The following is a 22,177-nucleotide window of genomic DNA, read 5'->3' on the forward strand; positions in this document are numbered from 1 at the left end:
TGGCTGGTCAAGCGCTCCCACATCGACTTCGGTCGCGTGTGGTCCTCTTCCTGTTGAGCCGACCCCACCGCGCGCCCCGTCCGTAGACCGGGGCGCCGCTCGCGTTCTCCCTCAATCCCGCACGCTCGCCTTCACACGCGCACCCCTCATGGCGCTCACCCGCGACGACGCACGCGCGACCGGCAGCCGTACCCCCGGCCCGGCCGCGGGTCAGCAATCGCAGCAGTCACACGCATCGCAGCAGTCGCAGTCCCGGCAGCAGCCCTCCCGCTTCTTCCGGGACCACGGCCCTTCGTACTCCTTCGCACAGCACAACTGGCAGGTGCAGCAGAGCAACCAGAACATCCCGCAACCGGCCCAGAACCCCCGCCGCCCGGGCGGCTGCGGCTGCGGCACTCCACCGAAGCCGCCGGGCCCGCCACCGCTGCCGCCGTACGCGCCGCCACCACCGAACGGGTTCCCGCCGCCGTAGGGGTTCCCGCCCGCCCCGCCGTACGGGTTTCCGGCGCCGCCCCCGTACGGGTTGCCGTGCTGCGGGGGCCCGCCGTGCTGGTGCGCCGCGCAGACCGGCACCGTGCCGAACGCCCGGTCGACGGAGCGCCCGAGTTCGTGCACGAGCAGCAGATGGGCCAGCTTGCCGTCGACGAAGTCGACCTCGCGCAGGGCGAGCCGGATGCCGTGCAGGGCGTCCTCGGCGAGCCGCCGGGCCTCGGGCAGGGACGTCCCGGTCGCGGCCAGCGGGTTCCACGCGCCCGAGGCCGCGTCGTCGACCCGGTCCTCCACCGCGTCCAGCAGATGGGCGAGCCGTCCGAAGAGCCGGCCGGCCTCGGCGAGCGGTTCGACGTTGCCCGGACGTCCGGCGAGCACCGCGGTGTGCGCGAAGGCCGCCGCGGTCGCCGTCTCGGTCGGCTCGGTCACCGTCAACAGCGGTGTGCCCGGCCCGGCGAGCGCCTCGATGCCGAGCTGCCGGTCCACGGCGTCGACCAGCACCGCCGTGTCGAAGCCGAGGTCCGCGCCGGTGCGCGCGCCGGCGCGCCCCCAACTCGTCGCGACCCGGCGCGCGGCGGACGCGACCGGCTTGCGCGCCAGGAGTCCGTCACCGTCGGCCACGTGGTCACGCACCTTGGCCGAGGCGAGGACCAGTGAGACGGCGGCGGCGAGCCGCGCGCCCTCGCCCTGCGCGACGGACGCGGTGCGCATCCCCCGCAGCGGGCAGGGCCCGGCGGTGCGCCGCCAGTCGGTGGTCCGCTCGGCCTGAGCCTCCGTCAGAACCGAGACCAGCAGGCCGTCGTAGTTCGTCACGATGCGGGCGAACTGCCCGTGATCCCCGCGCAGCGCGAGGCAGAGCCCGCACAGATGTGCCATCCATTGGGTCTTCAGACCCTCACCGAGCCGATGACCGCAGGGCCTCACGATTCCGAACACGACGTCCCCCGTGTCTGTCGCGCGCTCCGAACGGCCACGCGCACGTGCCTGAACTGCGCCGCATCGTAGCCGCCGGAACGTTCACCCGGACGCTCGACACTCACCCAAACGCCGCGAACAATATTATTTCACTCTCAGTCAGCAGACGTGTACGGCACAGCCCTTGGGGCACATGGACTCTCGACGAATTCGTTCTGCACCAGTACCGTCACGAAACCCCCGTGCGGCGTCTATCCACTTGGCGAGACATCCGCATCATGGACGACGATAGGGATGCGGAAAGAGAAAAAGACCGCTGTGAGAGGAGGCGTCCATGGGATCGGTGCGCAAGGCGAGTGCCTGGCTTGGCCTCGTCGACGACAACGATGACGAGCGTTACTACGACGACGACTACGCCGATGAGCGGGAGTCCGGGTCCGGCGAGGCATGGGTCACCGACCCTCGCGTGAAGGTCGCCTCCGAGTCCGCCCACGAGCAGGGCCGCCGGATCGGCACGGTCACCCCGGACAGCTTCCGCGACGCACGGCACATCGGCGAACTCTTCCGGGACGGCGTCCCGGTCATCATGAACCTCACGAACATGGAGCCCGGCGACGCCAAGCGTGTCGTCGACTTCGCCGCCGGCCTGATCTTCGGTCTGCGCGGATCGATCGAGCGGGTCTCCAACCGCGTGTTCCTGTTGACCCCCGCCGACACGGAGATCGTCAGCGGCGAGGCCGCCGGCCGTCCGGCCGACGGCTTCTTCAACCAGAGCTGAGGCAGGGCGGCTCACCGCCCCGCCTTCCGGTGCCCCCGGTCACCGGAAGGCGTCGAGTCCGGTGAGCGCCTTGCCCAGCACGAGCTGGTGCATCTCGACGGTGCCCTCGTAGGTGAGCACGGACTCCAGGTTGGTCGCGTGCCGCATCACCGGGTACTCCAGGGAGATCCCGTTCGCACCGAGGATCGTGCGGGCGGTACGGCAGATCTCGATCGCCTCTCGTACGTTGTTCAGCTTGCCGAAGCTGATCTGCTCGGGACGGAGTCGTCCCGCGTCCATCCGCCGCCCCAGATGGTGGGCGAGCAGAATCCCCTTGTGCAACTCGACCGCCATGTCGGCGAGTTTGGCCTGGGTGAGCTGGAAACCCCCGATGGGCCTGCCGAACTGCTCCCGGGTCCTGGCGTAGTCGAGCGCGGCCTCGAAACTCGACCGCGCCGCCCCCATCGAGCCCCACACGATTCCGTACCGGGCGTGCGACAGACAACCGAGCGGCCCCTTGAGCCCCTTGACCTCCGGCAGTACGGCGTCGGCGGGCAGCCGGACGTCGTCGAGGACGAGTTCGCTGGTGACGGAGGCCCGCAGGGACCACTTGTGCTTGATCTCCGGCGCCGAGAACCCGGCGGTGTCCGTCGGTACGGCGAACCCGCGGATGCCGTCGTCCGTCTGCGCCCACACGACGGCGACCCCGGCGACGGACCCGTTCGTGATCCACATCTTGCGCCCGTTGAGGATCCAGTCGCCGCCGTCGCGCTTGGCGTACGTCCGCATCGAGGCCGGGTCGGACCCGTGGTCGGGCTCGGTCAGCCCGAAGCACCCGATGACCTCGCCGGCCGCCATCCGCGGCAGCCAGGTCTCCTTCTGCTCCTCGCTGCCGAACCGGTGGATGGCGTACATGGCGAGGGAGCCCTGCACGGACACGAGCGACCGGATCCCGGAGTCCGCGGCCTCCAGCTCCAGACAGGCGAGCCCGTACTGCACGGCGCTCGCCCCGGCGCACCCGTACCCGTCGAGGGACATGCCCAGCGCCCCGATCGCCCCCAGCTCCCGGGCGAGCTCGCGGATCTCCGGCAGCTCGCCCCGCTCGTACCACTCGGCGACGAACGGCAGCACCCGGTCCGCGGCCCAGCTCCGCACCGTGTCCCGCACCGCGAGATCCTCGGGTTCGAGCAGGTCGTCGAGGCCGAGCGGGTCGGCGGGGTCGAAGGAAGGCGACTTCGCGGGCACGGACATGAGGGCAACCTCCGGCTCACTAAAACTAGCAACGCTAGGCACATTACCCACACGCCCCGGCCACGCCCAGTGCCGACGGCTCAGCGCACCGACTCCGCCCGCACGGGCGTCGCCGTCGCCTCCCTCGGCCCCGGTACGTCCGCCTCGCACTCCATGGCCCGCGGCAGCCGCAGCGCCATGACCGCGCCCAGCACCAGCAGGCCCGCGCTCACCAGCAACGTCACATGCAGACCGTGCACGAAGGAGTCCCGGGCCGCGTGCCGCAGCGCCTCCCCGGCGGGCCCGCCCAACCGCCCGGCGATCTCGTACGCCTCCCCGAGCGAGTGCCCCGCCGCCGCGGACGCCGACGAGGGCACCCCCGGCACCGACGACAACCCGGGCGCGTACGCCGCGTTCATCACGCTGCCGAGGAGGGCGATGCCGATGCCCGCGCCCAGCTGGTAGGAGGTCTCACCGATCGCCGCGGCCCCGCCGGCGGACGACGCGGGCGCCTCGCTCAGCATCGACTCGTACGCCGCGAACAGGGTCGTCTCCAGGCCGAAGCCCAGCAGGACGAACCCGGTGAGCAGCAGCGCCGCGTTGTCCTGGCGGCCCATCGCCGTGAGCAGCACCACCGCGAACGCGGTGAGGCAGAAGCCCAGGGACACCATGCGGCGCGGGCCGAAGCGGTGCAGCAGATGGGAGCCGACGAGCCCGGCCGCCATCGCCGCGATGGTCAGCGGCAGCAGCCGCAGCCCGGTCTGCAGCGGGGAGAGCCCGAGGACCAGTTGCAGATACTGCGCGGCGATCAGTTCGAGGCCCACCAGCGCCAGCATGGCGAGGACGATGCAGCCGACGGAGGTGCTGAACGCGGGCCGCGCGAACATCCGCAGGTCGACCAGCGGATGCCTCCGGCGCCGCTGCCGGCGCACGAACACGGCCAGCAGGACGCCGCCCCCGAGCAGCGCCACCGCGGTGCCCGGGTCGAACGGCGGGTGCCCGCCGCCGAGCCGCTTCACGCCGAGGACGACACCGAAGAGTCCACCGGCCGCCATCAGCGCGCCCACGACGTCCCACGGTCCCTCGCGGTCGCCGGTCGACTCCGGCAGCAGCAGGCGTCCGACGGGCAGGCTGACGAGCATCAGGGGGATGTTGACGAGGAAGACGGAGCCCCACCAGAAGTGCTCCAGCAGGAATCCGCCGAGCAGGGGTCCGACGGCCGCGCCGACCGCGGCGACGGCGCTCCAGACACCGATGGCGAGGGCGCGCTCGCGCCGGTCGGGGAACACCTGCCGCAGGATCGACAGTGTCGCCGGCATGATCATCGCGCCGCCGACACCGAGCAGCGCCCGGGCCGCGATCAGGACCTGCGGGTTCTCGGCGAAGGCGGCGAGTCCGGAGGCGACACCGAACAGGGCGTAGCCGAGGAGCAGGACGCGTCTGCGGCCGACGCGGTCGCCGAGGGTCCCGAAGAGGATCAGCAGCGAGGCGCAGACGAGCGGGTAGACGTCGACGATCCAGAGGAGCTCGATGGCGCCGGGCTTGATGTCCTCGGTGACGGCGGGCACCGCCACGTGCAGCACGGTGGCGTCCACGGCGACGAGCAGCAGGCTGACGCAGAGGACGACGAGGACGACCCATCGGTTTGCACCGGCCCCGGCCTCCCTACGGCGTCGCGCGGCGGCCGTGGGCGTCCCGGACATGTACGTACCTCCCAGATGCTCTCGCGTTCGGCGGGACCGCGGGGCGGGGACTCCCCGGCGGCTACGGCCCGGGAGAGCGGCGGCCCGGACCCGCGCAACGAAAGGCGAGTGAGCCGTCAGGGTACGCGAGTTCCGGCCGGTGAAGCGTGGTGGGTGTCTCATGGAGGGCTTCCACGGTGTGTGGCGTGCGACACCCCGCCGACCGTCCACGGGTTCTCCACGGCTCCTCCATCGCCCGCTCCTCGGTCGTCCGCGCATGGTCGGTGGGTCGTCCGCCACGGTCCCTCACCGACCATCACGTGCGGACCTCCCGGCCGGTTCCGGGCACCGCCGATAATCGAGCGCGTGACCGATCTTGCTACGCGCCCGGCGCCGCCTCTCCTCCGGCGGGCCGCCCCCGCTCTCCTCGGGTACGCCGCCGTGCGCGCCCTGGGGGTCGTCGCGCTCACCCTGTGGAGCGCGGCGCGCGACAAGAGCGCCCTGACGCTGCTGTCGGCCCGCTGGGACGCGCTCTGGTACACGAGGGTGGCCGAGCTGGGTTACGGCTACGAGGTGCGCCTGCCCAACGGCGACGTCCACTCGAACCTGGCCTTCTTCCCGCTGCTGCCGTGGCTGGAGCGGGCGGTGTCGGCGGTGACACCGCTGTCGTACGCGCACGCCGGGCTGGCGGTCGGCACGCTGGCCTCGCTCGGAGCGGCCTGGGGGATCTTCGCCGTCGTCGACCTGGTGTACGGCCGGCGGGCCGGGGTGTGCGCGGTGCTGCTGTGGGCGGTGCTGCCGGTGGGGATCGTGCAGTCGATGGCGTACACGGAGGCGCTGTTCACCGCGCTGGCCGCCTGGTCCCTGTACGCCGTCCTGACCGGCCGCTGGGTGACGGCGGGCGTTCTGGCCGCCCTCGCCGGCCTCACCCGCCCGGTGGGCCTTGCGGTGGTCACGGCGGTATGGGCGGCGGCGATCACGTCGTACGTACGACAGCGACGTCACGACCCGACCACGTCCCCCTCACCCGCCGGCACCCCGGACCCCGTTCCCTCGTTCGTACGGAACCGGAGCCCGGAGGGGTCGGGGGGCACTCCCTGGTGGCCGCGCGCCCTCGGCATGCTCCTCGCTCCCCTGGGGGCCGCCGGTTACGTGCTGTGGGTAGGCGAGCGCACCGGCAAGGGGCCGCTCGGCTATCTCGACGTCCAGGCGGGCTGGCGCAACGGCTTCGACGGGGGCTACGCCTTCGCCCGGTTCGTCGCCGACAAGTTCACGTCGTTCCCGTCGGCCCTGGCGGGCGTCGGCCTGATCGCCGGTGTGGCGGCGGTCGTGTGGCTGTACGTGATCTGCGTCCGGCAGGGCCAGCCGCTCCCGCTGCTGGTCTACGCGGGGGTCGTGACCGCGCTGGCCCTGTGCGCGTCGAGTTACTTCGGCTCGAAACCGCGCCTGTTGATGCCCGCCTTCCCGCTGCTCCTCCCCCTCGCCCTGGCCCTGGCCCGGGCGAAGACCCCGAGGGCGGCAGCGGTGCTGGGCGGCGTCGCGGCCGTGTCGGCGGCCTACGGGGCGTTCTGGCTGAACGGGTCCGGTCCGCCCTGAGCGTCACCCGGCGGCGGGAAGCGGTTGCGTAATTCGGCGCAAGCGCACGGTGAACGAATTCAAAAGGACCGCAAAACGACGGGCCATCATTCGGCCATGGAATTGAAGGCTGGACGACCCATCCATTCACCATTCAGCAGAAATAAACATCAATCTGAGAGCAATCCCACATCACGGCGTCATCACAAAGCCGGTGATTCACGCCGCACCGGAGCTCACTCGCTGTAACGTCGATTGAGTGCGTACCGAACTAAAGCCGACCCGTCTGGACCGGGTCTTCTCCAGGCTGGACCGTGAGCCTGAGCGACCGGCCCACATCGACGTGCCGGTGATGACGCGGCACCGTGTGGTGCTGTTCTCGTCGACCCTCGCCTTCTACGTGGCCATCGTGTGGGCGGTGGTCATCACCTCGTGGCTGGTGCGGCTCGACTGGCAGATCATGTTCTTCCGGCCGTACCAGCAGTGGCCGGAGATCCACGCCTTCCTCGACTACTACGTCGTCCTCGGCCAGCGCGGCCCCACCGCCGTGATGGTCGCGGCCTGGCTGGGCTGGCGCTCCTGGCGGCAGCACACCCTGCGCCCGCTGCTCGCGCTCGGCGTCTCGCTGCTGCTGCTGAACATCACGGTCGGCGCGGCCAAGCTCGGCATGGGCAGACTCGGCCCGCACTACGCGACCGAGATCGGCTCCAACGAGATGTGGCTGGGCGGCGACATATTTCCTTCGGGCCACACCGCGAACGCCGTGGTGACCTGGGGCATCCTGGCGTATCTGGCGTCGACCCCGCGGGCCAGGCGCTGGCTGTCCGCGCTGTCCGCCGTGACCTCGCTCGGCGTCGGCCTCACCACCGTGTACCTGGGCACGCACTGGCTCAGCGACGTCCTGCTGGGCTGGGCCGCGGGTCTGCTGATCCTGCTGGCGCTGCCCTGGTTCGAGCCGCTGATCTCCCGCGCGGAGGCCTGGATCTTCTCGCTGCGGGACACCTGGCGCGACCGCCGTACGACGGCCCCCACTCCGGCCCCGACCCCGGCGCCGGTGGGGACGAGCGCGCTGCGCACACCCGGCGAGGAGGCGGCGAGCGTCCGCGACACGGGGATCGCGGCCCGCGCCGCGCACGCCCCGATCATGCCGCTGCACCTGCCCTCCACGCCGCATCTGGCCAGGTCGGAGCGGGCGCCGATCACCCCGCTCGGCCACCGTCGGCCGCCCCACGCGGACCGCGTGACACGAGGGACCTCCACGGCCCGGCCGGTCGCGGGCGGCTGACACGAGACAGCGGGGCAGGTACGCACACTCCACGCCCCGCACCGCGAAGGCCCGGCTCGTCACGAGCCGGGCCTTCGCCCGTCCTGTCTCCGGCCGGGCCCGGGATCAGCCCTTCCAGGCGCGCTTCACCCGGCCGTCCTCGACCTCCAGGTTGAGCCGGCCGAAGCGGTACTCCATGGTGATGATCGCGCCCGGCGGCAGCTTTCTGACGGTGGACCAGCCGTGTTCCAGGGCGCGTCGCTCGGCGCTCGGCGCCTCCAGACCGACGTAGGAGTCGGGGTTGTCCCGGGGCTCTTCGGGCGAGTGCGGAATCGGTGCCATGCCCGCCACGTTAGGCGGCCGGAGGGGGCGCTGTCCCCCCGCAGTCACGCTTCTGTCACAGAACCACGACACGCGTTTCGGCCCAACTTCGTCACACGTACGAGCGGTTCCGCGGACCTTGCCCGCGCTGGCGAACACAATTCCGGAGCGCTTCGGCACCATCTCGAATAGCCCGTAGGAAAGCAGGTCCGGGGCCGTGTGTCCGGTGCATGTCCGGCCTTTTCCCACCGATTCCCGGACGGCTCCGGGAAGCGGGGACCTCATGGGAAATACACGGTTCTCGCACACTTCCCCCGCACGTCCCCTGTCGGAGCCGCCGGGGCGCGAGCATCATGGCGTGCATCACGGGCCCAGGACGCGGCAGCGAAGGGGCGAGCGATGGGGACCGAGACCGTATCGGCGTCGGCACGACCCGTACGGAGGGGCAGACGGCAGGGTCGGCTGGTGGTCGACTGGCTGACCACCACGGACCACAAGAAGATCGGTCATCTCTACCTGGTCACGTCGTTCCTGTTCTTCCTGGCGGCCGGTCTGATGGCCCTGGTGATGCGGGCCGAACTGGCCCGGCCGGGCCTGCAGATCGTGGACAACGAGCAGTTCAACCAGTTGTTCACGCTGCACGGCACGATCATGCTGCTGCTCTTCGCGACTCCGACCTTCGCCGGGTTCGCCAACGAGATCATGCCGTTGCAGATCGGTGCGCCCGATGTCGCCTTCCCCCGGCTGAACATGCTGTCGTACTGGCTGTTCCTCTTCGGCGGGCTGATCGTCATGGCGTCGCTGCTGGTGCCGTCCGGTCCCGCGGCCTTCGGGTGGTTCGCCTACGCCCCGCTGAACAGCCTGGAGCGGTCACCGGGCGTCGGGGCCGACATGTGGATCATGGGGTTGGCGCTGTCCGGGTTCGGCACGATCCTGGGCGCGGTGAACTTCCTGACCACGATCATCGGGATGCGCGCGCCCGGTATGACGATGTTCCGCATGCCGATCTTCACCTGGAACACGCTGTTCACGTCGATCCTGATCCTGATGGCGTTCCCGGTGCTGGCGGCGGCGCTGCTCTGTCTGGAGGCCGACCGGCGGTTCGGCGCCCAGGTCTTCGACTCGGCCAACGGCGGCGCGCTGCTGTGGCAGCACCTGTTCTGGTTCTTCGGGCATCCCGAGGTCTACATCATCGCGCTGCCGTTCTTCGGGATCGTCACGGAGATCATCCCGGTCTTCAGCCGGAAGCCGATCTTCGGCTATCTCACCCTGGTCGGCGCGACGATGGCGATCACCGGGCTGTCGATCGTGGTGTGGGCGCACCACATGTTCGCCACCGGGGCGGTGCTGCTGCCGTTCTTCTCGTTCATGAGCTTTCTGATCGCCGTGCCGACGGGGGTGAAGTTCTTCAACTGGACGGGGACGATGCTGAAGGGCTCGCTGTCGTTCGAGACGCCGATGCTGTGGGCGACCGGGTTCCTGGTGTCGTTCCTGTTCGGCGGCCTGACGGGGGTGATCCTGGCCTCGCCGCCCATGGACTTCCACGTCACGGACTCGTACTTCGTGGTGGCGCACTTCCACTACGTGGTGTTCGGCACGGTCGTCTTCGCGACGTTCGCGGGGCTGTTCTTCTGGTGGCCGAAGCTCACCGGGAAGATGCTCGACGAGCGGCTCGGCAAGATCCAGTTCTGGACGCTGTTCGTCGGGTTCCACACCACGTTCCTGGTGCAGCACTGGCTGGGCGCGGAGGGCATGCCCCGGCGGTACGCGGACTATCTGGCCGCCGACGGCTTCACCGCCCTCAACACGGTCTCGACGATCGGCGCGTTCCTGCTGGGCCTGTCGACGCTGCCGTTCCTCTACAACGTCTGGAAGACCTCCCGGTACGGCGTGCGGGTCCAGGTCGACGACCCGTGGGGCTTCGGGCGGTCCCTGGAATGGGCGACGTCGTGTCCGCCGCCGCGGCACAACTTCGTGACGCTGCCCCGGGTCCGCTCCGAGTCCCCGGCGTTCGACCTGCACCATCCGAGGTTCGCCGCGATCACGCCGCCCCAGACCCGCGAGGGCCAGGAGCGGACGCCGCATCCGCGGTTCGGTCAAGAGCGTCCGTCAGACGGTCGCGAAGGGTCCTGATCGTCTCGGTCAGCGCCGGCGGTTCGACGACCTCGAACGCGATGCCGGTCATCATCACGTGGATGGCCATCACATCGAGGTTCGCCGCCCCGGTGCGCAGCAGACAGCTGTCGTCGTCGAAGGGCTCCAGGGTGCCGGCGGCGGGCGAGAGCCGGGCGGCGGCCTCCTCGGCGGGGACGAGCAGCCGGACGACGGCGTGGGCGGCGTACGCACGCGTGGAGATCCCCTCGGAGACGTACGCGGCGAGGTCGGCGGCCGGGGCCTCGCGGGGCGTGAAGCGCGGCCCGTGCGGTGGCCTGGGCGTGACGCGGTCGACGCGGAAGGTGCGCCAGTCGCCGCGGTCGACGTCCCAGGCGACGAGGTACCAGCGCCGCTCGGTGCACACCAGGCGGTGCGGCTCGACCGTACGGCGGGTGGTGGCGCCGCCGTGGTCGCGGTACTCGAAGCGCAGTCGCTCGGCGTCCCGGCAGGCGTGGGCGAGGTCGGTGAGGACCTCCGGGTCGACGGCGGAGGGCTGGGGGCCGCGCAGCAGCGGCACGGTGAAGGCGTTGAGGGCGCCGACCCGGCGGCGCAGCCGGTTCGGCAGCACCTGTTCGAGCTTGGCGAGGGCCCGTACGGAGGACTCGCCGATGCCCTCGACGCCCTGGCCCGCGGCCGTGCGCAGCCCGACGGCGACGGCGACCGCCTCGTCGTCGTCCAGCAGCAGCGGCGGCAACTGGGCGCCGGCGCCCAGTTGGTAGCCGCCGCCGGTGCCGGGGCTGGCGTTGACGGGGTAGCCGAGCTCGCGCAGCCGGTCCACGTCCCGGCGGACCGTGCGGGGGGTGACGCCGAGGCGGTCGGCCAGCGCGGAGCCGGACCATTCGCGGTGGGCCTGCAAGAGCGAGAGCAGCCGCAGCAGACGTGCCGATGTCTCCAACATGGGGGCGAGTCTGCCAGCGGTCGAGGACAGTTACTGTCCTCGACCGTCGTCACCCCTGTGCGGCTCAGGCCACGGCGGCGACCGTGACCGACAGATCGTTGTCGACCGTGTAGTACGGGGTGGCCTCCACCGGGCCGTGCTCCGTGTCGACGCCGACCGTGGGATACACGTAGACGGGTTTCTTGTCGACGATGTCGTCGAGCAGCCGCGCGATCCGCACCCGGGGCCCGGTCTCGCCGCCGGGGCGCAGCCACAGGTCCCACAGGCCGGGCCGCAGCGCGCCGTACGCCACGGTGAAGCGGAGACCGCCGGGCGCCGGGGTGAGGTCGGCCCGGACGGGCGGGAACGCGCCGTGCCGGTCGGCGGCCTCGGCGTACGCGTCCGGGGCGGTTCCGGTGCCGTAGAGGCGGGCGCTGACGGTCAGTTCGCCGTCGCCGATGTGGAGGGCGCCTGCCTCGGCGTGCGGAGCGCGCTCCCAGCTGCGGACGGAGAGGTTGCCGTGCTTGGTGGCGTAGGGGATGCGGACGACGACCCGCTCGGCGGCCGGGGCGGGCGCCCGGTCGACCAGGGCGCGCAGGTCGTTGAGGCCGGGAGCGAGCCGGCGCGGCTCGGCGCCCGCCGCTCGCAGGTAGGCGTCCCAGCGGCCCTCGGGCAGGGCCACGCCGCCGGGCAGCGCCGCCCGGAGGCGATTGCCGCCGGCCGGGGTGAGGGGCAGACGCACTTCCTCCCGGCCGCCCCGGCGGCGCAGGAGGAGATGGGCCGGGTCGAGTCCGCCCTCGTCGGTGATGTCGAAGGTCAGGCCGCCGGCGAAGTCGGCGACGCAGTCGGCGCGCGGGTTCGTGGCGGTCTCGTCCTCGCCGCCGGGGGCCGTGGGGCGGCGGACCGGTGACGTCATGCGGCGCGCCCCTTCGCGAGAGCCGACCGTCCGGCGTCCCGAACGGCGTACGCGCCACCGAGCAGCGCGCCACGGGTGCGGTGCAGTGAGCCGCGCACCCGGCCGCCGCGGGCCGTCAGGCCGGTGAACAGCGTCTCGTGGCGTTCGGCGATCCGGGCCGGGTCGAAGCGCTCGGAGTCCTTGAGCGCCGCGTGCGCCATCTGCTGCCGCTTGGTGTCGTCGTTGATGAGTTCGAGAAGGCCGGCGGCGATGGCATCGATGTCGCCGACCTTCACCAGGCGGCCGTCGACACCGTCCTCGATGATCTCGCCGGGGCCGTGCGGACAGTCGGTGGAGACCACGGGCAGGCCGCAGCGCATGGCCTCGACGATCGTCATGCCGAAGGACTCCAGGCTGGAGGTGACGGCGGCGATGGAGCCCTTGGCCCACTCGGGCTCGATGGGGTGGGCGGGGCCCATCAGGTAGACGTGGTTGTAGAGGCCCATCTCGTCGATGAGGGCGCGCAGTCCGTCCTTCTGCCTGCCACTGCCGTAGATCCGCAGCCGCCAGTCGGGCCGCTCCGCGCGCACCTTGTCGAAGGCCCGCACCAGCAGGTCGTAGCGCTTGACGGGTGCGAGCCGTCCGGCGGCGACGACCCACTTGCCGCTGCCGTCGGCCGGGTCGACGCCGGGCGCGGGCACCGGGTTGGGCACGGCCGCCAGCCGGACGCCGGGCAGTCGCATCTTGGTGCCGTACGCGCGCGCGTCGGCCTCGGTGGTCGTGGTGAACCCGTCGAGCCGGGGGTAGGCGCCGCGCAGGGTGGCGCGCAGCGCCGGGGAGTGGCTGTCCAGGGTGAGGTGCTCCTGTCCGACGCGGACCGGGCCGCGGCGGGTCTGCCGGGCCAGGTGCACGTTCAGGCCCGGCCGGGTGCCCACGACGACGTCGGCGTCGACCGAGGAGAGGTGCTCGGCGATGCGCCGGTCGGTCAGGGCGCTGTACTGCTCGTAGCGGCCCTCGGCGCGCGGGAACACCTTGGCGGGCCGCCCCAGTTCGGCGTGATCGCGGTCGGCGCCGCCGTCACGGATGTCGACGAGGGCGCGGAGCCGGACTCTCGGGTCGTGCCGGAAGACCGGCTCGTCGCGGTGGCGGAAGACGGAGACGATCTCGACGTCGTGCTGGTCGGCCAGGGTGTTCGCGAGGTTGTACGTCGTGCGGATCGTTCCCCCGATGCCGTATGCGTTGTGTATCAGGAAAGAGATGTGCATTGGTCCCCCGGAGCCCTTTTCTTCCTGGTCGGACGGTGTTTGGCAGTGCTGGTCCACCACCGCGTGGTTAGACCCGGGTTCGTGGGGGATGGTTGGGCTTCCACATCAACTTGTCACGGAACGGTTGTGCGATCGGTAACCGGTCCCGGGAACCCTTCGGGGCCGTTTCGCATCAGGGCCGGTAGGGCAACTGCGGTACCACAAAACAGTTCTGGTCCATGTCCCCCTGGCTCACCCAGCCGCGGGCGTCCTGCCAGCGGGCGACCGACAGACAGGTCCTGCGGGTGGCCGGCGGCTCGGCGAGCCGCTCGAAACGGACGGGCAGGAGGAGTCCGTCGGCGGTGTATGGCTCGTCACGGTTCATGAACCGGTCGACGCAACGGCGCGTGACGCCCTCCTCGGTGCCGGCGCAGGAGCGCGCCGCGTCCGTGAACCACATGGCCGCGGCCCAGCCCTCCAACTGCCACTGGGAGTGCGTCCCCAGTCCCTCGGTGGCGTCCCTGAACTCCCGTACGGCCGCCTGCCCGGTGTCCTGGTAGTTGCGGCTGGAGCCGGTGGCCCACAGGGCGTTGCGGCAGCGCGGGGCGTCCGCGTAGTCCTCGGCGACCGTGGAGGTCCAGTTCTGCACGTTGGTGACCTTGGCCGTCACCTCGGCGCCGACCTCGTCCATCGCCGCGCAGAGCCGGGCGTTGCCGTGGCCGTCGATCGCGTCGAGGACCAGGTCGACGCCCCGCTCCTCGATGTCGGCGGCGGCCGCGCGGAAGTTGGGCAGCGCGAAGTCGAGCTGCTCGGTGACGACGTCGTACCCCTCGGCCTTCAGCCCGTCGACGATCAGCCGGGCGTACGCGGCCGACGCGGCCTGGTTGTACGACACCACGGCGGCGGTGCGGGCGCCGTGCTCGCGCTTGAAGTAGCGGTAGACCTCGGTGCCGCCGTACTGCTTCCCGTCCCAGCCGGTGGTGCCGTCGCGGGGCGCGAGGCTGCCGTAGATGCCGTAGAGGTGCGGGTAGGTGTCGTAGGCCGGGCCGATGGGCTGGCCGCCGATGTCGGGCACGCGCGCGCGGGAGACGCGCGGGGCGCCCGCGTAGTCGAGGGCCGTGGTCGCGACCAGGGCGACCACCCGGTCCTCCTCGACGAGCTTGTGGACGCACTCGTTGTTGCCGACGCCGCTGCCGCCGTCGTCGCACTCACGCACCTCGACCTTGCGGCCGTCGATGCCGCCGCGCGCGTTCAGGGCGGTGAACCAGGCCTTCGCCCCGTCACGCGGCCCGGTGAAGGCGTCGCCGCCGACGGGGCTGGTGGCGCTGGTGATGATGCCGACGCGGATGGGGGCGCCGGCCCGACCGGTGGCCGGCGGAGCGGTGTTCCGGCCCTCGAAGTCGCTCTCCGGGAGGCGGCTGCCGCAGGCCGCGGTCAGCAGCAGGAGCAGGGCCGCGGCGACGGTCTCAGCAGCCCGGGACCGCCGACGCACCGCTCAGCCCCACCAGCCCGCAGAGTGTCTTGACGGAGACCTTCCAGGTGCCGTCCTGCTCGACGGCCGTGCCCGCCGAGTCCGGCAGGACCGTGGCGCCCTTCATCAGCAGCGAGTACGTCACGTCCGCGTCGGTCGCCGACGTGAACTCGACCTTCGTGACCTTCGCCTCGACCCGCTGTCCGCGTTCGTCGCCGCTGAAGGCGTCGAGGACCGGGCCCAACCGCTCGCCGTTCTCCAGGACGGCCTGCCGGTCCTCCTTGGAGCTGGTCGGGTCGAAGAACGTCGCCCAGTTCTGCCGGATCTCCTTCTCGGCCGCCCCCGCGTCCGCGGGTCGGCTCGCGCTCGCCCCGTCCGGCTCGCCCGTCGTCCTCTCCACCGAAGGGGTGGGCGGTGTCGCGTCGCCGCCCCCGCCGCTGTCGTCGCTGCACGCCGCGAGGGCCGGAGCGAGGAAGAGGGCCAGCGCGGCGGCCAGCGCCGTGGCCTTCCCGCCTCCCCCAGGGCCGCGGCCCCGCCGTGCGTTCCCCCGCCTGAGGTCGCTCCCGAGAACCATCTGGCTCACCACCGGGTGTCGGTCCGGGCGGTAGGCGCCCGGTTCTTTCAGGGTCAGCTCGCACAAGGCATAGTGCAACTCCATCGGCATATCTGAGAACCCGTCAGACACGACGTGTGGGAGCCCCGGATGCGGACACCCCTTCCACGGACCGCGCACCCCGTCCTCTGGGCCGGCTGGGCCGCGCTCGCCGGCGGCGCCGTGCTCTGTGCCGTCGGCTGGTACGGCGTCTCCGGCGAGCGCTTCGCCGAACGCCAGTTGCCGTACCTCGCCTCCTGCACCGTCCCGGGCGCCGCTTTGATCGTCGCGGGCGCGGTCCTCCTCGCCCACGGCCGGGACGCCCTGGCGGCGACCCGGGTCGAGGAGCTGTACGGCCTCCTGGTCGCCACCGAGCCCACCGACACCGACGCGTCCGGGCGGGCGACGGCCACGCCCCTCGCCACCAGCGAGGAGCTGCTCCGCGTGCCCGGCGGCACCCTCTGGCACCGGGCGGACTGCCCGCTGGCCGCCGGCAAGGCCGACGCGGTGCCCGTGGACTCGGGGGCCCTGTCCGGGAGCGGACTGCGCCCGTGCCCCGTCTGCGACCCGCCCGGACGCGACGACCCGACGGGCCCGCCGGAGGGCTGATGGCGTCCCTGACGTACGACCTCACGCTGGCCGGTCTGTCCGTCGGCGGCGCTGCCGCCCTGACCGGCATCGGCCTCGTCGTGACCTACCGGGCCACCGGGGTGCTCAACTTCGCGCACGGGGCGATCGCCATGGTCTGCGCGTATCTGCTGCGCCAGTTCACCGTCGAGTGGCACTGGCCCCTGTGGCCGTCCGCCGTGGTGACCCTGCTGGTGGTGGCCCCGGCGATCGGTCTCGCCCTGGAGCGTTTCGTGTTCCGCCCGCTCGCCGTGCTCGGCGGGGACCCGGCGCAGACCCTGGTGGCGTCCATCGGCGTGTTCGTGCTGCTCGTCGGCGGGGCGGCGCTGCTGTGGGGCCAAGGGGCGCGGGACGACGCGCCGACGCTGGTGACGGCGGACCCGTGGGGGCAACTGGGGGTGGCCGTGGCCGTCGCGGCGGTGGTGGGCGCGGTACTGCGCCCTTCCGGCGGGCGCCGGGCGCCCCGGCGGTGGACACGTTTCGGGCGGGAGCTGAGAGCGGTCGTGGACGACCGGTCCCTCGCCGTCCTCGGCGGGATCGACGCGGACCGGGTCGCCGCCGCGGGCTGGGCGTTCGGCTCGTTCACGGCCGGCCTGACGGGCGTGCTGCTCGCCCCCTACGTACGCCTCGACCCGTACGGCATGCCGCTGCTGGTGATGGAGGTGGTGGCCGTCGCGGTCGCCGCCCGGATGCGCAGCCTGCCGGTGGCGGTCCTGGTGGCGCTGGGCATCGGCGTCGCGCAGAGCCAGCTGACCCGGTTCCACCCGCCGGGGCGGGCGGAGCCCCTGATCCAGGCCGTGGGCGCCAACCTCTTCGTCGTGGCGCTCCTCGTCGCCGCCCTGGTCCTGCCCGGCGTCGGCGCCCGCGACGCGCTGCCGCGCCCGGCGACCGCCCCGGTCAGGACACCGGCCGGGGCCTGGATCGTGGCGGTGCTCCTGTTCCTGATCCCCCTCGGCTTCGCGGGCCGGGACCTGCACACCTCCGTCCAGGTCCCGGCGCTGGGCGTGATCCTGCTGTCCCTGGTGGTGGTGACGGGCCGGGGCGGCCAGATCTCCCTGGGGCAGGCGGCGTACGCGGGCCTGGGCGCCCTGTTCACGGCGCTGCTGGCGGCGGGCCGCTTCCCGGTGCTGCCGTCCCTGCCCGAGCCGGCCGCCCTCCTGGTTGCCGTCCTGCTGGTCGCACCGCTGGGCCTGCTGACCGGCCGGCCCGCCATCGGCCGCCACGGCCTGGCCCTGGCGCTGGCGACCTTCGCGGTCGGCGTCGGGGTGAGCCGCTTCGTCTTCGCCCAGCCGTACGCGACGTCCGGCCTGACCCTGGACCGCCCGGCGGGCCTCGACGGCGACCGCGCGTACTACGTCGTGGAGCTGGGCCTCCTCGCGTGCGCGCTCCTCGCCACCCGCGCGCTGCGCCGGGGCCGCACCGGCCGGGCCCTCGCCGCGATGCGGGACGACGAGGCCGGGGCCGCGGCGGCGGGCGTCCCCGTCCCCTCCCTCAAACTGGCCGCCTTCGTCGCGGGCGCCGCCCTCGCCGCCCTCGGCGGCGGCATGCTCGCGATGGGCGTCCGCGCCTTCGACCCCGCCGCCTTCGACCCTGTCCGCGGCCTCCTGTGGTTCGCCGCTATCGTCGTCCTCGGCGCCGACAGCACGCTCGGCGCGCTCGCGGCCGCCGCCCTGCTCGTCGGTCTGGACGCGGGCACGCGGGGCGGCGTCGCCGCCGCGGTGATCGGCGTCCTGGCCGCCCTGATCGGCCGCTTCCCCGCCGGCCCCTACGAGGCGGCCCGCACCGCCCTCACCCGCCTGCGTCCGGAGCGGAGCCCCACACCGACACCGCTGGGGGCCCGGGTACGGGCCGGGCTGCGGGCCACGGCGGGGACCGCTCGCCGTCCGACGTCCGCCGCACCACCGGAGGCGCCCCGACCGACACCTGACACCGCCGCGCCGCCGGCAGCCGAGCCCGGCGGTGGCCGTGGCCGGACGCCTGGCCCGGCACCCCGGAGGACCACCCCCAGCACCCGGCCCGCTCCCCCGACCCCTTCCACTCCCTCTCCCCCTCGCCCGCCCTCTCCCCCGGCCGCGACCCCGCCCCCGACCCCGGCCCCGGCCCCCCGCCAGGCCCCCTCCGTCCCCCGGCCGGAAACCCCCATCCCCCTCCAGGCCCGAGCGCTCCACGTCGGTTACGGCGGTTTCATCGCGCTGGACGGCGTCGATCTCGATGTCCCCGCGGGGCGGGTCAGTGCCGTCGTGGGGCCCAACGGGGCCGGGAAGAGCACCCTCTTCCACTGTCTCGCCGGGACGCTGCGGCCGAGCCGGGGAGTGGTGCGGCTCGACGGACGGGACGTCACGCGGGTGCCCGCGCACGCCCGGACACGGCTCGGTGTCGCACGGACGTTCCAGCAGCTGGCCGTCTTCCCGTCGTTGACGGTGGCCGAGAACGTGAGGGTGGGCGCCGAACAGGGCCGGATCGCCGACCCCGGGGCCGTGGAGCGGGCGTTGCGGCTGCTCGGGCTGGACGGGCCGGTGCGGTCGAGCCCGGCCGCCGGACTGCCGACCGGCACCCTGCGCCGGGTCGAACTGGCGCGGGCCCTCGCCGGCTCCCCCCGCGTGCTGCTGCTCGACGAACCGGCCGCCGGGCTCGACACCGACGAGATCGCCGCCCTCACCCGGGTTCTGCGCGCCCTCGCCGACGACGGTACGGCCCTGCTGGTCGTCGAGCACGACCTGGACCTCGTCGCCGGGCTCGCGGACGTCGTGCACGTCATGGCGGCGGGCCGGGTCGTGGCCTCGGGCCCGGCCGCCGAGGTGCTGCGTGCCCTCGGCTCCACCGACCCGCGCGACCCTCTCGACCCGGCGGCCGGACGGTGACCCTCATCGCGCTCCGGGGCGCCCGCGTCCGCTACGGCCCCCTGGAGGCCCTGCACGGCCTCACGCTCGCCGCGCCGGGCCCCGGTCTGACCGTCCTGCTGGGCCGCAACGGCTCCGGTCGTACGACCGCGCTCGGGGCCCTCGCGGGCACGGTGCCGCTCTCCGCAGGGGCCGTGGAGTGGGACGGCACCGATATCACGCGGCTGCCGGCGTACGAGCGGGCCCGGCGGGGCCTCGTCCTCGTACCCGAGCGGCGGGCGGTCTTCGCCTCGCTCACCGTGCGCGAGAACCTCGAACTCGCCGCGCGGGACGTCGTCCCCGCCCTGGCGGCGTACCCGGCGCTCGAACCACTGCTGCCCCGCCGGGCCGGCACCCTCTCCGGCGGTGAGCAGCGCATGCTCGCGCTCTCCCGCGCCCTCCTGGCACGCGCGCGTGTCGTCCTCGTCGACGAGCCGGCCCAGGGCATGTCACCGGCGGTCGCGGCACGCACGTACGCCCTGCTGAGCGGTCTGGACGCCTGTGTGGTCGTCGCCGAGCAGCGCCTGCCGCCGGCGCTGCGGGAGGCGTCCGCGCTCGTCTACGAACTGCGGCGCGGCACGGTGGCGTTCTGCGGCGAGGCCGCCGAACTGCCCTGAGCGCGGGGGAAGGACGCGGGTCCCGTCCGGGCGGCGCGCCGGACGGGACCCGCGGGCACGGTGCCGGGAGGGTGCTCAGAGGTCGAGGCGCTGACCGGGGACGATCAGACCGGGGTCGGCCCCGATGACGGCCCTGTTGGCGGCGTAGATCTTCCGCCAGGTGGTGCCCTGCCGGGCGGCGATACCGCTCAGGGTGTCGCCCTGGCGGACGGTGTAGTCGCCTCGGGAGGCGCTGCGGTCGGGGTGGCCGGTGGAGCGCGACGGCGTCGTCGACGGGGCGCTCTTGGAAGGCTTGGCAGCGTTCCCTGCGCTGCCGGCCGTGCTGGACTCGGTGGTCGCCGAGCCGTTCGAGGGAGCGGCGGGCGCGCTGCCGTACGCTCCGGCGCGCGCGGCGCAGACGGGCCAGGCGCCCCAGCCCTGGGCGCGCTGGACCTTCGTGGCGACCGCGATCTGCTGGGCCTTGGACGCCTTGTCGGCGGTGGGCGCGTAGGCGGTGCCGCCGTAGGCGCGCCAGGTCGTGGCGGCGAACTGGAGTCCGCCGTAGTAGCCGTTGCCGGTGTTGATGCGCCAGTCGCCGCCGCTCTCGCACTTGGCGATGCGGTCCCACACTCCGCTGTCGGCCGCGACGGCGTTGCCGGCGGCGGTGAGCAGTCCCAGCGGGGCGAGCAGCACGGCCCCGGCGACGACCGCCGTCGTACGTGTCCTGCGGGCGTCCTGCGCCTTCGCCCTACGGGCGTTCCGCGTGGTGCGAGTGTTCTCGCGTGTGGTGTCGGCACATGCGGACATGTAGTTCCCTCTCGAAGGACCCGGGGTCCCCCAAGGCGGGGCGCGCTCCGCGTCGCACGGGACGCGGGGACGCGCTCAGCCCCGTCCGCCGGCGGGGTGGTGCGGTCGAGCCGGCTGTGGTGCGGTCGGCGGACGTACCCGAGCGGTGCTCGTTGCACACGGCCCGGGAATCTAGGGAACTTGACTGGTTGTCAGCAACTGATCGCCCGTCCTCCGAGGCCAGTTCACCATTACCGCCAGTAGCAGCCAATTCCAGCCACCCACTTCATTCCCTGATTTCCGGATTTGTCGACCACGGACCGCCATGATCTGTGAGCCACTTCACCGCGGCAAGTACCTGGACAGTCGCATGAGTTGACGTGGAGTAACCGATTCCGCGGGCGGATTCACCCTGCGCGCCGGATGGTTCGATTCCATTCGTCCCCGAGCGTGACTCCGGCCACAGAAAGCCCGTTGTCTCCTGCATGAGCCGGAACCTCCGTGCTCACGGGCCGGGCGCCACCCGGCATCCGACACGCACCGCATCCCGAGGAGCCACCCGTGCCGCGCATGCTCGAGGTCAGCGACGAGGTACGCGCCGAGATCGGCGACGAAGAAGCCGACCGGCTGCTCGCCGGAGAGAACGCCCCCGGCGGCTACGACTGCACGTCCTGCCGTACCCCGGGGGACTCCGAGCAGGAGCGCACCAGCACCGTCCTGTTCGTCGGCGACGAGACCGCCGTGCTCGCCTTCGCCCACGCCACCTGCCTGCCCTCCCAGGTCGTCCAGGTCACCGAGGAGCAGTTGCAGGGCGCCGCCCGGTCCATCGCCGGATCGGCCGCGCCGCAGGCCGCGCCCGAGCAGGCCGTGCTCGGTGTCACCAGCGGACTGATCCTGCTCAGCGGCGAGTTGCACCCGGCGCTCGTGGTCGAGCCGACCGCGCCGATCGCCCGCCCGGGCACCACCGGCGCCGGCGACGACTTCCTGCCGCTGCTCATCGAGCAGGGCTTCATGCCGCTCCCCCAGATCGACTCCGTGCCGCCCGTGCTGCACGGCTGGTCGGTACTGCTCGCGATGGGCCAACTGCACGCCATTCTTCAGCCGGGCCCCGCCGGCGGCACCCCGGTCGCCTGGTGGCAGGCGCACCAGGCGCTCCAGGTCGCCGACAGCTGGCGGGCCGCGGCGAACAAGCACCAGCAGGTGCTGCTGTTCGCGGCGCCGGTCGGGTCGATCGGGCGCCAGCCGCGGGAGGACCTGCTGCGGGACGCCCTCGACAAGGCCGCGGCGAACGGCAAGTTGGTGGCCGCGACGCTGCCGCTCGCCGGCACCTGACGGCCGCCCCGGTCGCACCGCGCCCCGCGGGATCCCCGCCCGGGGCGCGGCCCCCGGGCCGGAGGCTGAATGGTGTACGGCCCGCATCCCTTGCCCGGCGGGGTCGTTGGCTCAGACGTGCACGCATTTGACGTTCCCCGCCGCCAGTCCTACTCGTCGATCCCGTCCATGCGGCCGACACAGGACCCTTCGGGCGGCCCATCGACCACACCGATCTACGACGCGCTCTACGCGGAGTGGGTCCGGTCCTATCGGGCCCTGCCGGGCGACCGGCACGGCGAGGAGGAGCTGGGCTTCACCGGGTTCGGGAACCTCCACCACGGCTCGGGCGGCCAGCGCTCGGGCTCGTACGGTTCCCGGCACTCGGCCGGGCATCTCGCGACCCAGCGCGACACCCAGTCCGGCCAGACCACCACGACGACCACCATGTGGCAGGCGGTCGGCCGGATCCCCACCGGCCACACGGGGATGCACCACATCCCGTCCCCACT

The 22,177-nt window shown here is 72.9% G+C and carries 19 protein-coding genes; 9 read left to right on the forward strand and 10 right to left on the reverse strand.

Features of this window, described 5'->3' with window-relative positions; genetic code table 11:
- Positions 1 to 210: 210 nt before the first annotated feature.
- Complete coding sequence (locus SMA5143A_RS11065; protein WP_107462703.1) at positions 211 to 1,425, reverse strand: DUF5685 family protein; 1,215 nt, start codon at positions 1,423 to 1,425, stop codon at positions 211 to 213.
- Positions 1,426 to 1,738: 313 nt separating this feature from the next.
- Here SMA5143A_RS11065 and SMA5143A_RS11070 point away from each other — a divergent pair, with 313 nt between their 5' ends.
- Positions 1,739 to 2,182 carry a cell division protein SepF gene (locus SMA5143A_RS11070; RefSeq protein ID WP_107462704.1) on the forward strand — a complete coding sequence of 148 codons (444 nt, stop codon included), beginning with the start codon at positions 1,739 to 1,741 and terminating at the stop codon, positions 2,180 to 2,182.
- A gap of 39 nt (positions 2,183 to 2,221) precedes the next feature.
- Here SMA5143A_RS11070 and SMA5143A_RS11075 read toward each other — a convergent pair whose 3' ends face one another.
- A complete protein-coding gene (locus SMA5143A_RS11075; protein WP_107462705.1) occupies positions 2,222 to 3,412 on the reverse strand; it encodes an acyl-CoA dehydrogenase family protein in 1,191 nt (396 codons plus the stop codon).
- A gap of 80 nt (positions 3,413 to 3,492) precedes the next feature.
- Positions 3,493 to 5,094, reverse strand: a complete 1,602-nt coding sequence (locus SMA5143A_RS11080; RefSeq protein ID WP_107462706.1) for an MFS transporter — start codon at positions 5,092 to 5,094, stop codon at positions 3,493 to 3,495.
- Positions 5,095 to 5,439: 345 nt separating this feature from the next.
- Between SMA5143A_RS11080 and SMA5143A_RS11085 the strand changes: the two genes are divergently transcribed.
- Positions 5,440 to 6,669 (forward strand): glycosyltransferase family 39 protein, encoded by a 1,230-nt coding sequence (locus SMA5143A_RS11085; protein ID WP_107462707.1) that lies wholly within the window; start codon positions 5,440 to 5,442, stop codon positions 6,667 to 6,669.
- 238 nt (positions 6,670 to 6,907) lie between these two features.
- Positions 6,908 to 7,933 (forward strand): phosphatase PAP2 family protein, encoded by a 1,026-nt coding sequence (locus SMA5143A_RS11090; protein WP_107462708.1) that lies wholly within the window; start codon positions 6,908 to 6,910, stop codon positions 7,931 to 7,933.
- A 105-nt stretch (positions 7,934 to 8,038) separates the two neighbouring features.
- Here SMA5143A_RS11090 and SMA5143A_RS11095 read toward each other — a convergent pair whose 3' ends face one another.
- A complete protein-coding gene (locus SMA5143A_RS11095; RefSeq protein WP_055512626.1) occupies positions 8,039 to 8,254 on the reverse strand; it encodes an I78 family peptidase inhibitor in 216 nt (71 codons plus the stop codon).
- 378 nt (positions 8,255 to 8,632) lie between these two features.
- On the opposite strand from SMA5143A_RS11095, the gene ctaD reads away from it, so the two are divergent.
- A complete protein-coding gene (ctaD, locus tag SMA5143A_RS11100) occupies positions 8,633 to 10,366 on the forward strand; it encodes an aa3-type cytochrome oxidase subunit I (RefSeq protein WP_107462709.1) in 1,734 nt (577 codons plus the stop codon).
- On the opposite strand, the gene SMA5143A_RS11105 is transcribed toward ctaD, so the two are convergent.
- The 5 genes from SMA5143A_RS11105 to SMA5143A_RS11125 all read right to left on the reverse strand — a co-directional run bounded on the left by SMA5143A_RS11105 (position 10,275) and on the right by SMA5143A_RS11125 (position 15,448).
- Positions 10,275 to 11,285, reverse strand: a complete 1,011-nt coding sequence (locus SMA5143A_RS11105; RefSeq protein ID WP_107462710.1) for a helix-turn-helix transcriptional regulator — start codon at positions 11,283 to 11,285, stop codon at positions 10,275 to 10,277. The genes ctaD and SMA5143A_RS11105 overlap by 92 nt on opposite strands.
- A gap of 64 nt (positions 11,286 to 11,349) precedes the next feature.
- A complete protein-coding gene (locus SMA5143A_RS11110) occupies positions 11,350 to 12,180 on the reverse strand; it encodes a hypothetical protein (RefSeq protein ID WP_107462711.1) in 831 nt (276 codons plus the stop codon).
- Positions 12,177 to 13,424 carry a glycosyltransferase family 4 protein gene (locus tag SMA5143A_RS11115; RefSeq protein ID WP_107462712.1) on the reverse strand — a complete coding sequence of 416 codons (1,248 nt, stop codon included), beginning with the start codon at positions 13,422 to 13,424 and terminating at the stop codon, positions 12,177 to 12,179. The genes SMA5143A_RS11110 and SMA5143A_RS11115 overlap by 4 nt, the downstream gene beginning before the upstream one ends.
- Before the next feature lie 172 nt (positions 13,425 to 13,596).
- Positions 13,597 to 14,895, reverse strand: a complete 1,299-nt coding sequence (locus tag SMA5143A_RS11120) for an ABC transporter substrate-binding protein (RefSeq protein ID WP_107462713.1) — start codon at positions 14,893 to 14,895, stop codon at positions 13,597 to 13,599.
- Positions 14,870 to 15,448 carry a hypothetical protein gene (locus SMA5143A_RS11125; protein WP_181361812.1) on the reverse strand — a complete coding sequence of 193 codons (579 nt, stop codon included), beginning with the start codon at positions 15,446 to 15,448 and terminating at the stop codon, positions 14,870 to 14,872. Before SMA5143A_RS11125 ends, SMA5143A_RS11120 begins: the two co-directional genes overlap by 26 nt.
- A gap of 129 nt (positions 15,449 to 15,577) precedes the next feature.
- On the opposite strand from SMA5143A_RS11125, the gene SMA5143A_RS11130 reads away from it, so the two are divergent.
- From SMA5143A_RS11130 to SMA5143A_RS11140, 3 genes are read left to right on the forward strand one after another with little or no spacing between them, the layout of a single operon-like run.
- On the forward strand, positions 15,578 to 16,075 hold the full coding sequence (locus SMA5143A_RS11130) for a hypothetical protein (protein WP_107462714.1): 498 nt from the start codon (positions 15,578 to 15,580) through the stop codon (positions 16,073 to 16,075).
- The gene (locus tag SMA5143A_RS11135; RefSeq protein WP_107462717.1) at positions 16,075 to 18,954 is read left to right on the forward strand and encodes an ABC transporter permease subunit; all 2,880 of its coding nucleotides are present in this window, start codon (positions 16,075 to 16,077) and stop codon (positions 18,952 to 18,954) included. Before SMA5143A_RS11130 ends, SMA5143A_RS11135 begins: the two co-directional genes overlap by 1 nt.
- Positions 18,951 to 19,589 carry an ABC transporter ATP-binding protein gene (locus tag SMA5143A_RS11140; RefSeq protein WP_107462719.1) on the forward strand — a complete coding sequence of 213 codons (639 nt, stop codon included), beginning with the start codon at positions 18,951 to 18,953 and terminating at the stop codon, positions 19,587 to 19,589. The genes SMA5143A_RS11135 and SMA5143A_RS11140 overlap by 4 nt, the downstream gene beginning before the upstream one ends.
- 75 nt (positions 19,590 to 19,664) lie before the next feature.
- Here SMA5143A_RS11140 and SMA5143A_RS11145 read toward each other — a convergent pair whose 3' ends face one another.
- The gene (locus SMA5143A_RS11145) at positions 19,665 to 20,375 is read right to left on the reverse strand and encodes a transglycosylase family protein (RefSeq protein ID WP_107462726.1); all 711 of its coding nucleotides are present in this window, start codon (positions 20,373 to 20,375) and stop codon (positions 19,665 to 19,667) included.
- Between the two features lie 540 nt (positions 20,376 to 20,915).
- Here SMA5143A_RS11145 and SMA5143A_RS11150 point away from each other — a divergent pair.
- Both SMA5143A_RS11150 and SMA5143A_RS11155 read left to right on the forward strand, forming a co-directional pair.
- A complete protein-coding gene (locus tag SMA5143A_RS11150) occupies positions 20,916 to 21,686 on the forward strand; it encodes a hypothetical protein (protein ID WP_107462728.1) in 771 nt (256 codons plus the stop codon).
- A 168-nt stretch (positions 21,687 to 21,854) separates the two neighbouring features.
- The coding region (locus tag SMA5143A_RS11155; RefSeq protein ID WP_107462737.1) for a hypothetical protein at positions 21,855 to 22,177 on the forward strand (323 nt) is incomplete at its 3' end.

The sequence above is a fragment of the Streptomyces sp. MA5143a genome (assembly GCF_900290235.1).
Lineage (GTDB): Bacteria > Actinomycetota > Actinomycetes > Streptomycetales > Streptomycetaceae > Streptomyces.

Bases quoted from the DNA above. Each gene is read 5' to 3' on its own strand.
- SMA5143A_RS11135 (WP_107462717.1), top strand. From the start codon at position 16,075: ATGGCGTCCCTGACGTACGACCTCACGCTGGCCGGTCTGTCCGTCGGC.
- SMA5143A_RS11070 (WP_107462704.1), top strand. From the start codon at position 1,739: ATGGGATCGGTGCGCAAGGCGAGTGCCTGGCTTGGCCTCGTCGACGAC.
- SMA5143A_RS11125 (WP_181361812.1), bottom strand. From the start codon at position 15,448: ATGGTTCTCGGGAGCGACCTCAGGCGGGGGAACGCACGGCGGGGCCGC.
- SMA5143A_RS11145 (WP_107462726.1), bottom strand. From the start codon at position 20,375: ATGTCCGCATGTGCCGACACCACACGCGAGAACACTCGCACCACGCGG.
- SMA5143A_RS11075 (WP_107462705.1), bottom strand. From the start codon at position 3,412: ATGTCCGTGCCCGCGAAGTCGCCTTCCTTCGACCCCGCCGACCCGCTC.
- SMA5143A_RS11105 (WP_107462710.1), bottom strand. From the start codon at position 11,285: ATGTTGGAGACATCGGCACGTCTGCTGCGGCTGCTCTCGCTCTTGCAG.
- SMA5143A_RS11115 (WP_107462712.1), bottom strand. From the start codon at position 13,424: ATGCACATCTCTTTCCTGATACACAACGCATACGGCATCGGGGGAACG.
- SMA5143A_RS11110 (WP_107462711.1), bottom strand. From the start codon at position 12,180: ATGACGTCACCGGTCCGCCGCCCCACGGCCCCCGGCGGCGAGGACGAG.
- SMA5143A_RS11095 (WP_055512626.1), bottom strand. From the start codon at position 8,254: ATGGCACCGATTCCGCACTCGCCCGAAGAGCCCCGGGACAACCCCGAC.
- SMA5143A_RS11130 (WP_107462714.1), top strand. From the start codon at position 15,578: ATGCGGACACCCCTTCCACGGACCGCGCACCCCGTCCTCTGGGCCGGC.
- ctaD (WP_107462709.1), top strand. From the start codon at position 8,633: ATGGGGACCGAGACCGTATCGGCGTCGGCACGACCCGTACGGAGGGGC.
- SMA5143A_RS11080 (WP_107462706.1), bottom strand. From the start codon at position 5,094: ATGTCCGGGACGCCCACGGCCGCCGCGCGACGCCGTAGGGAGGCCGGG.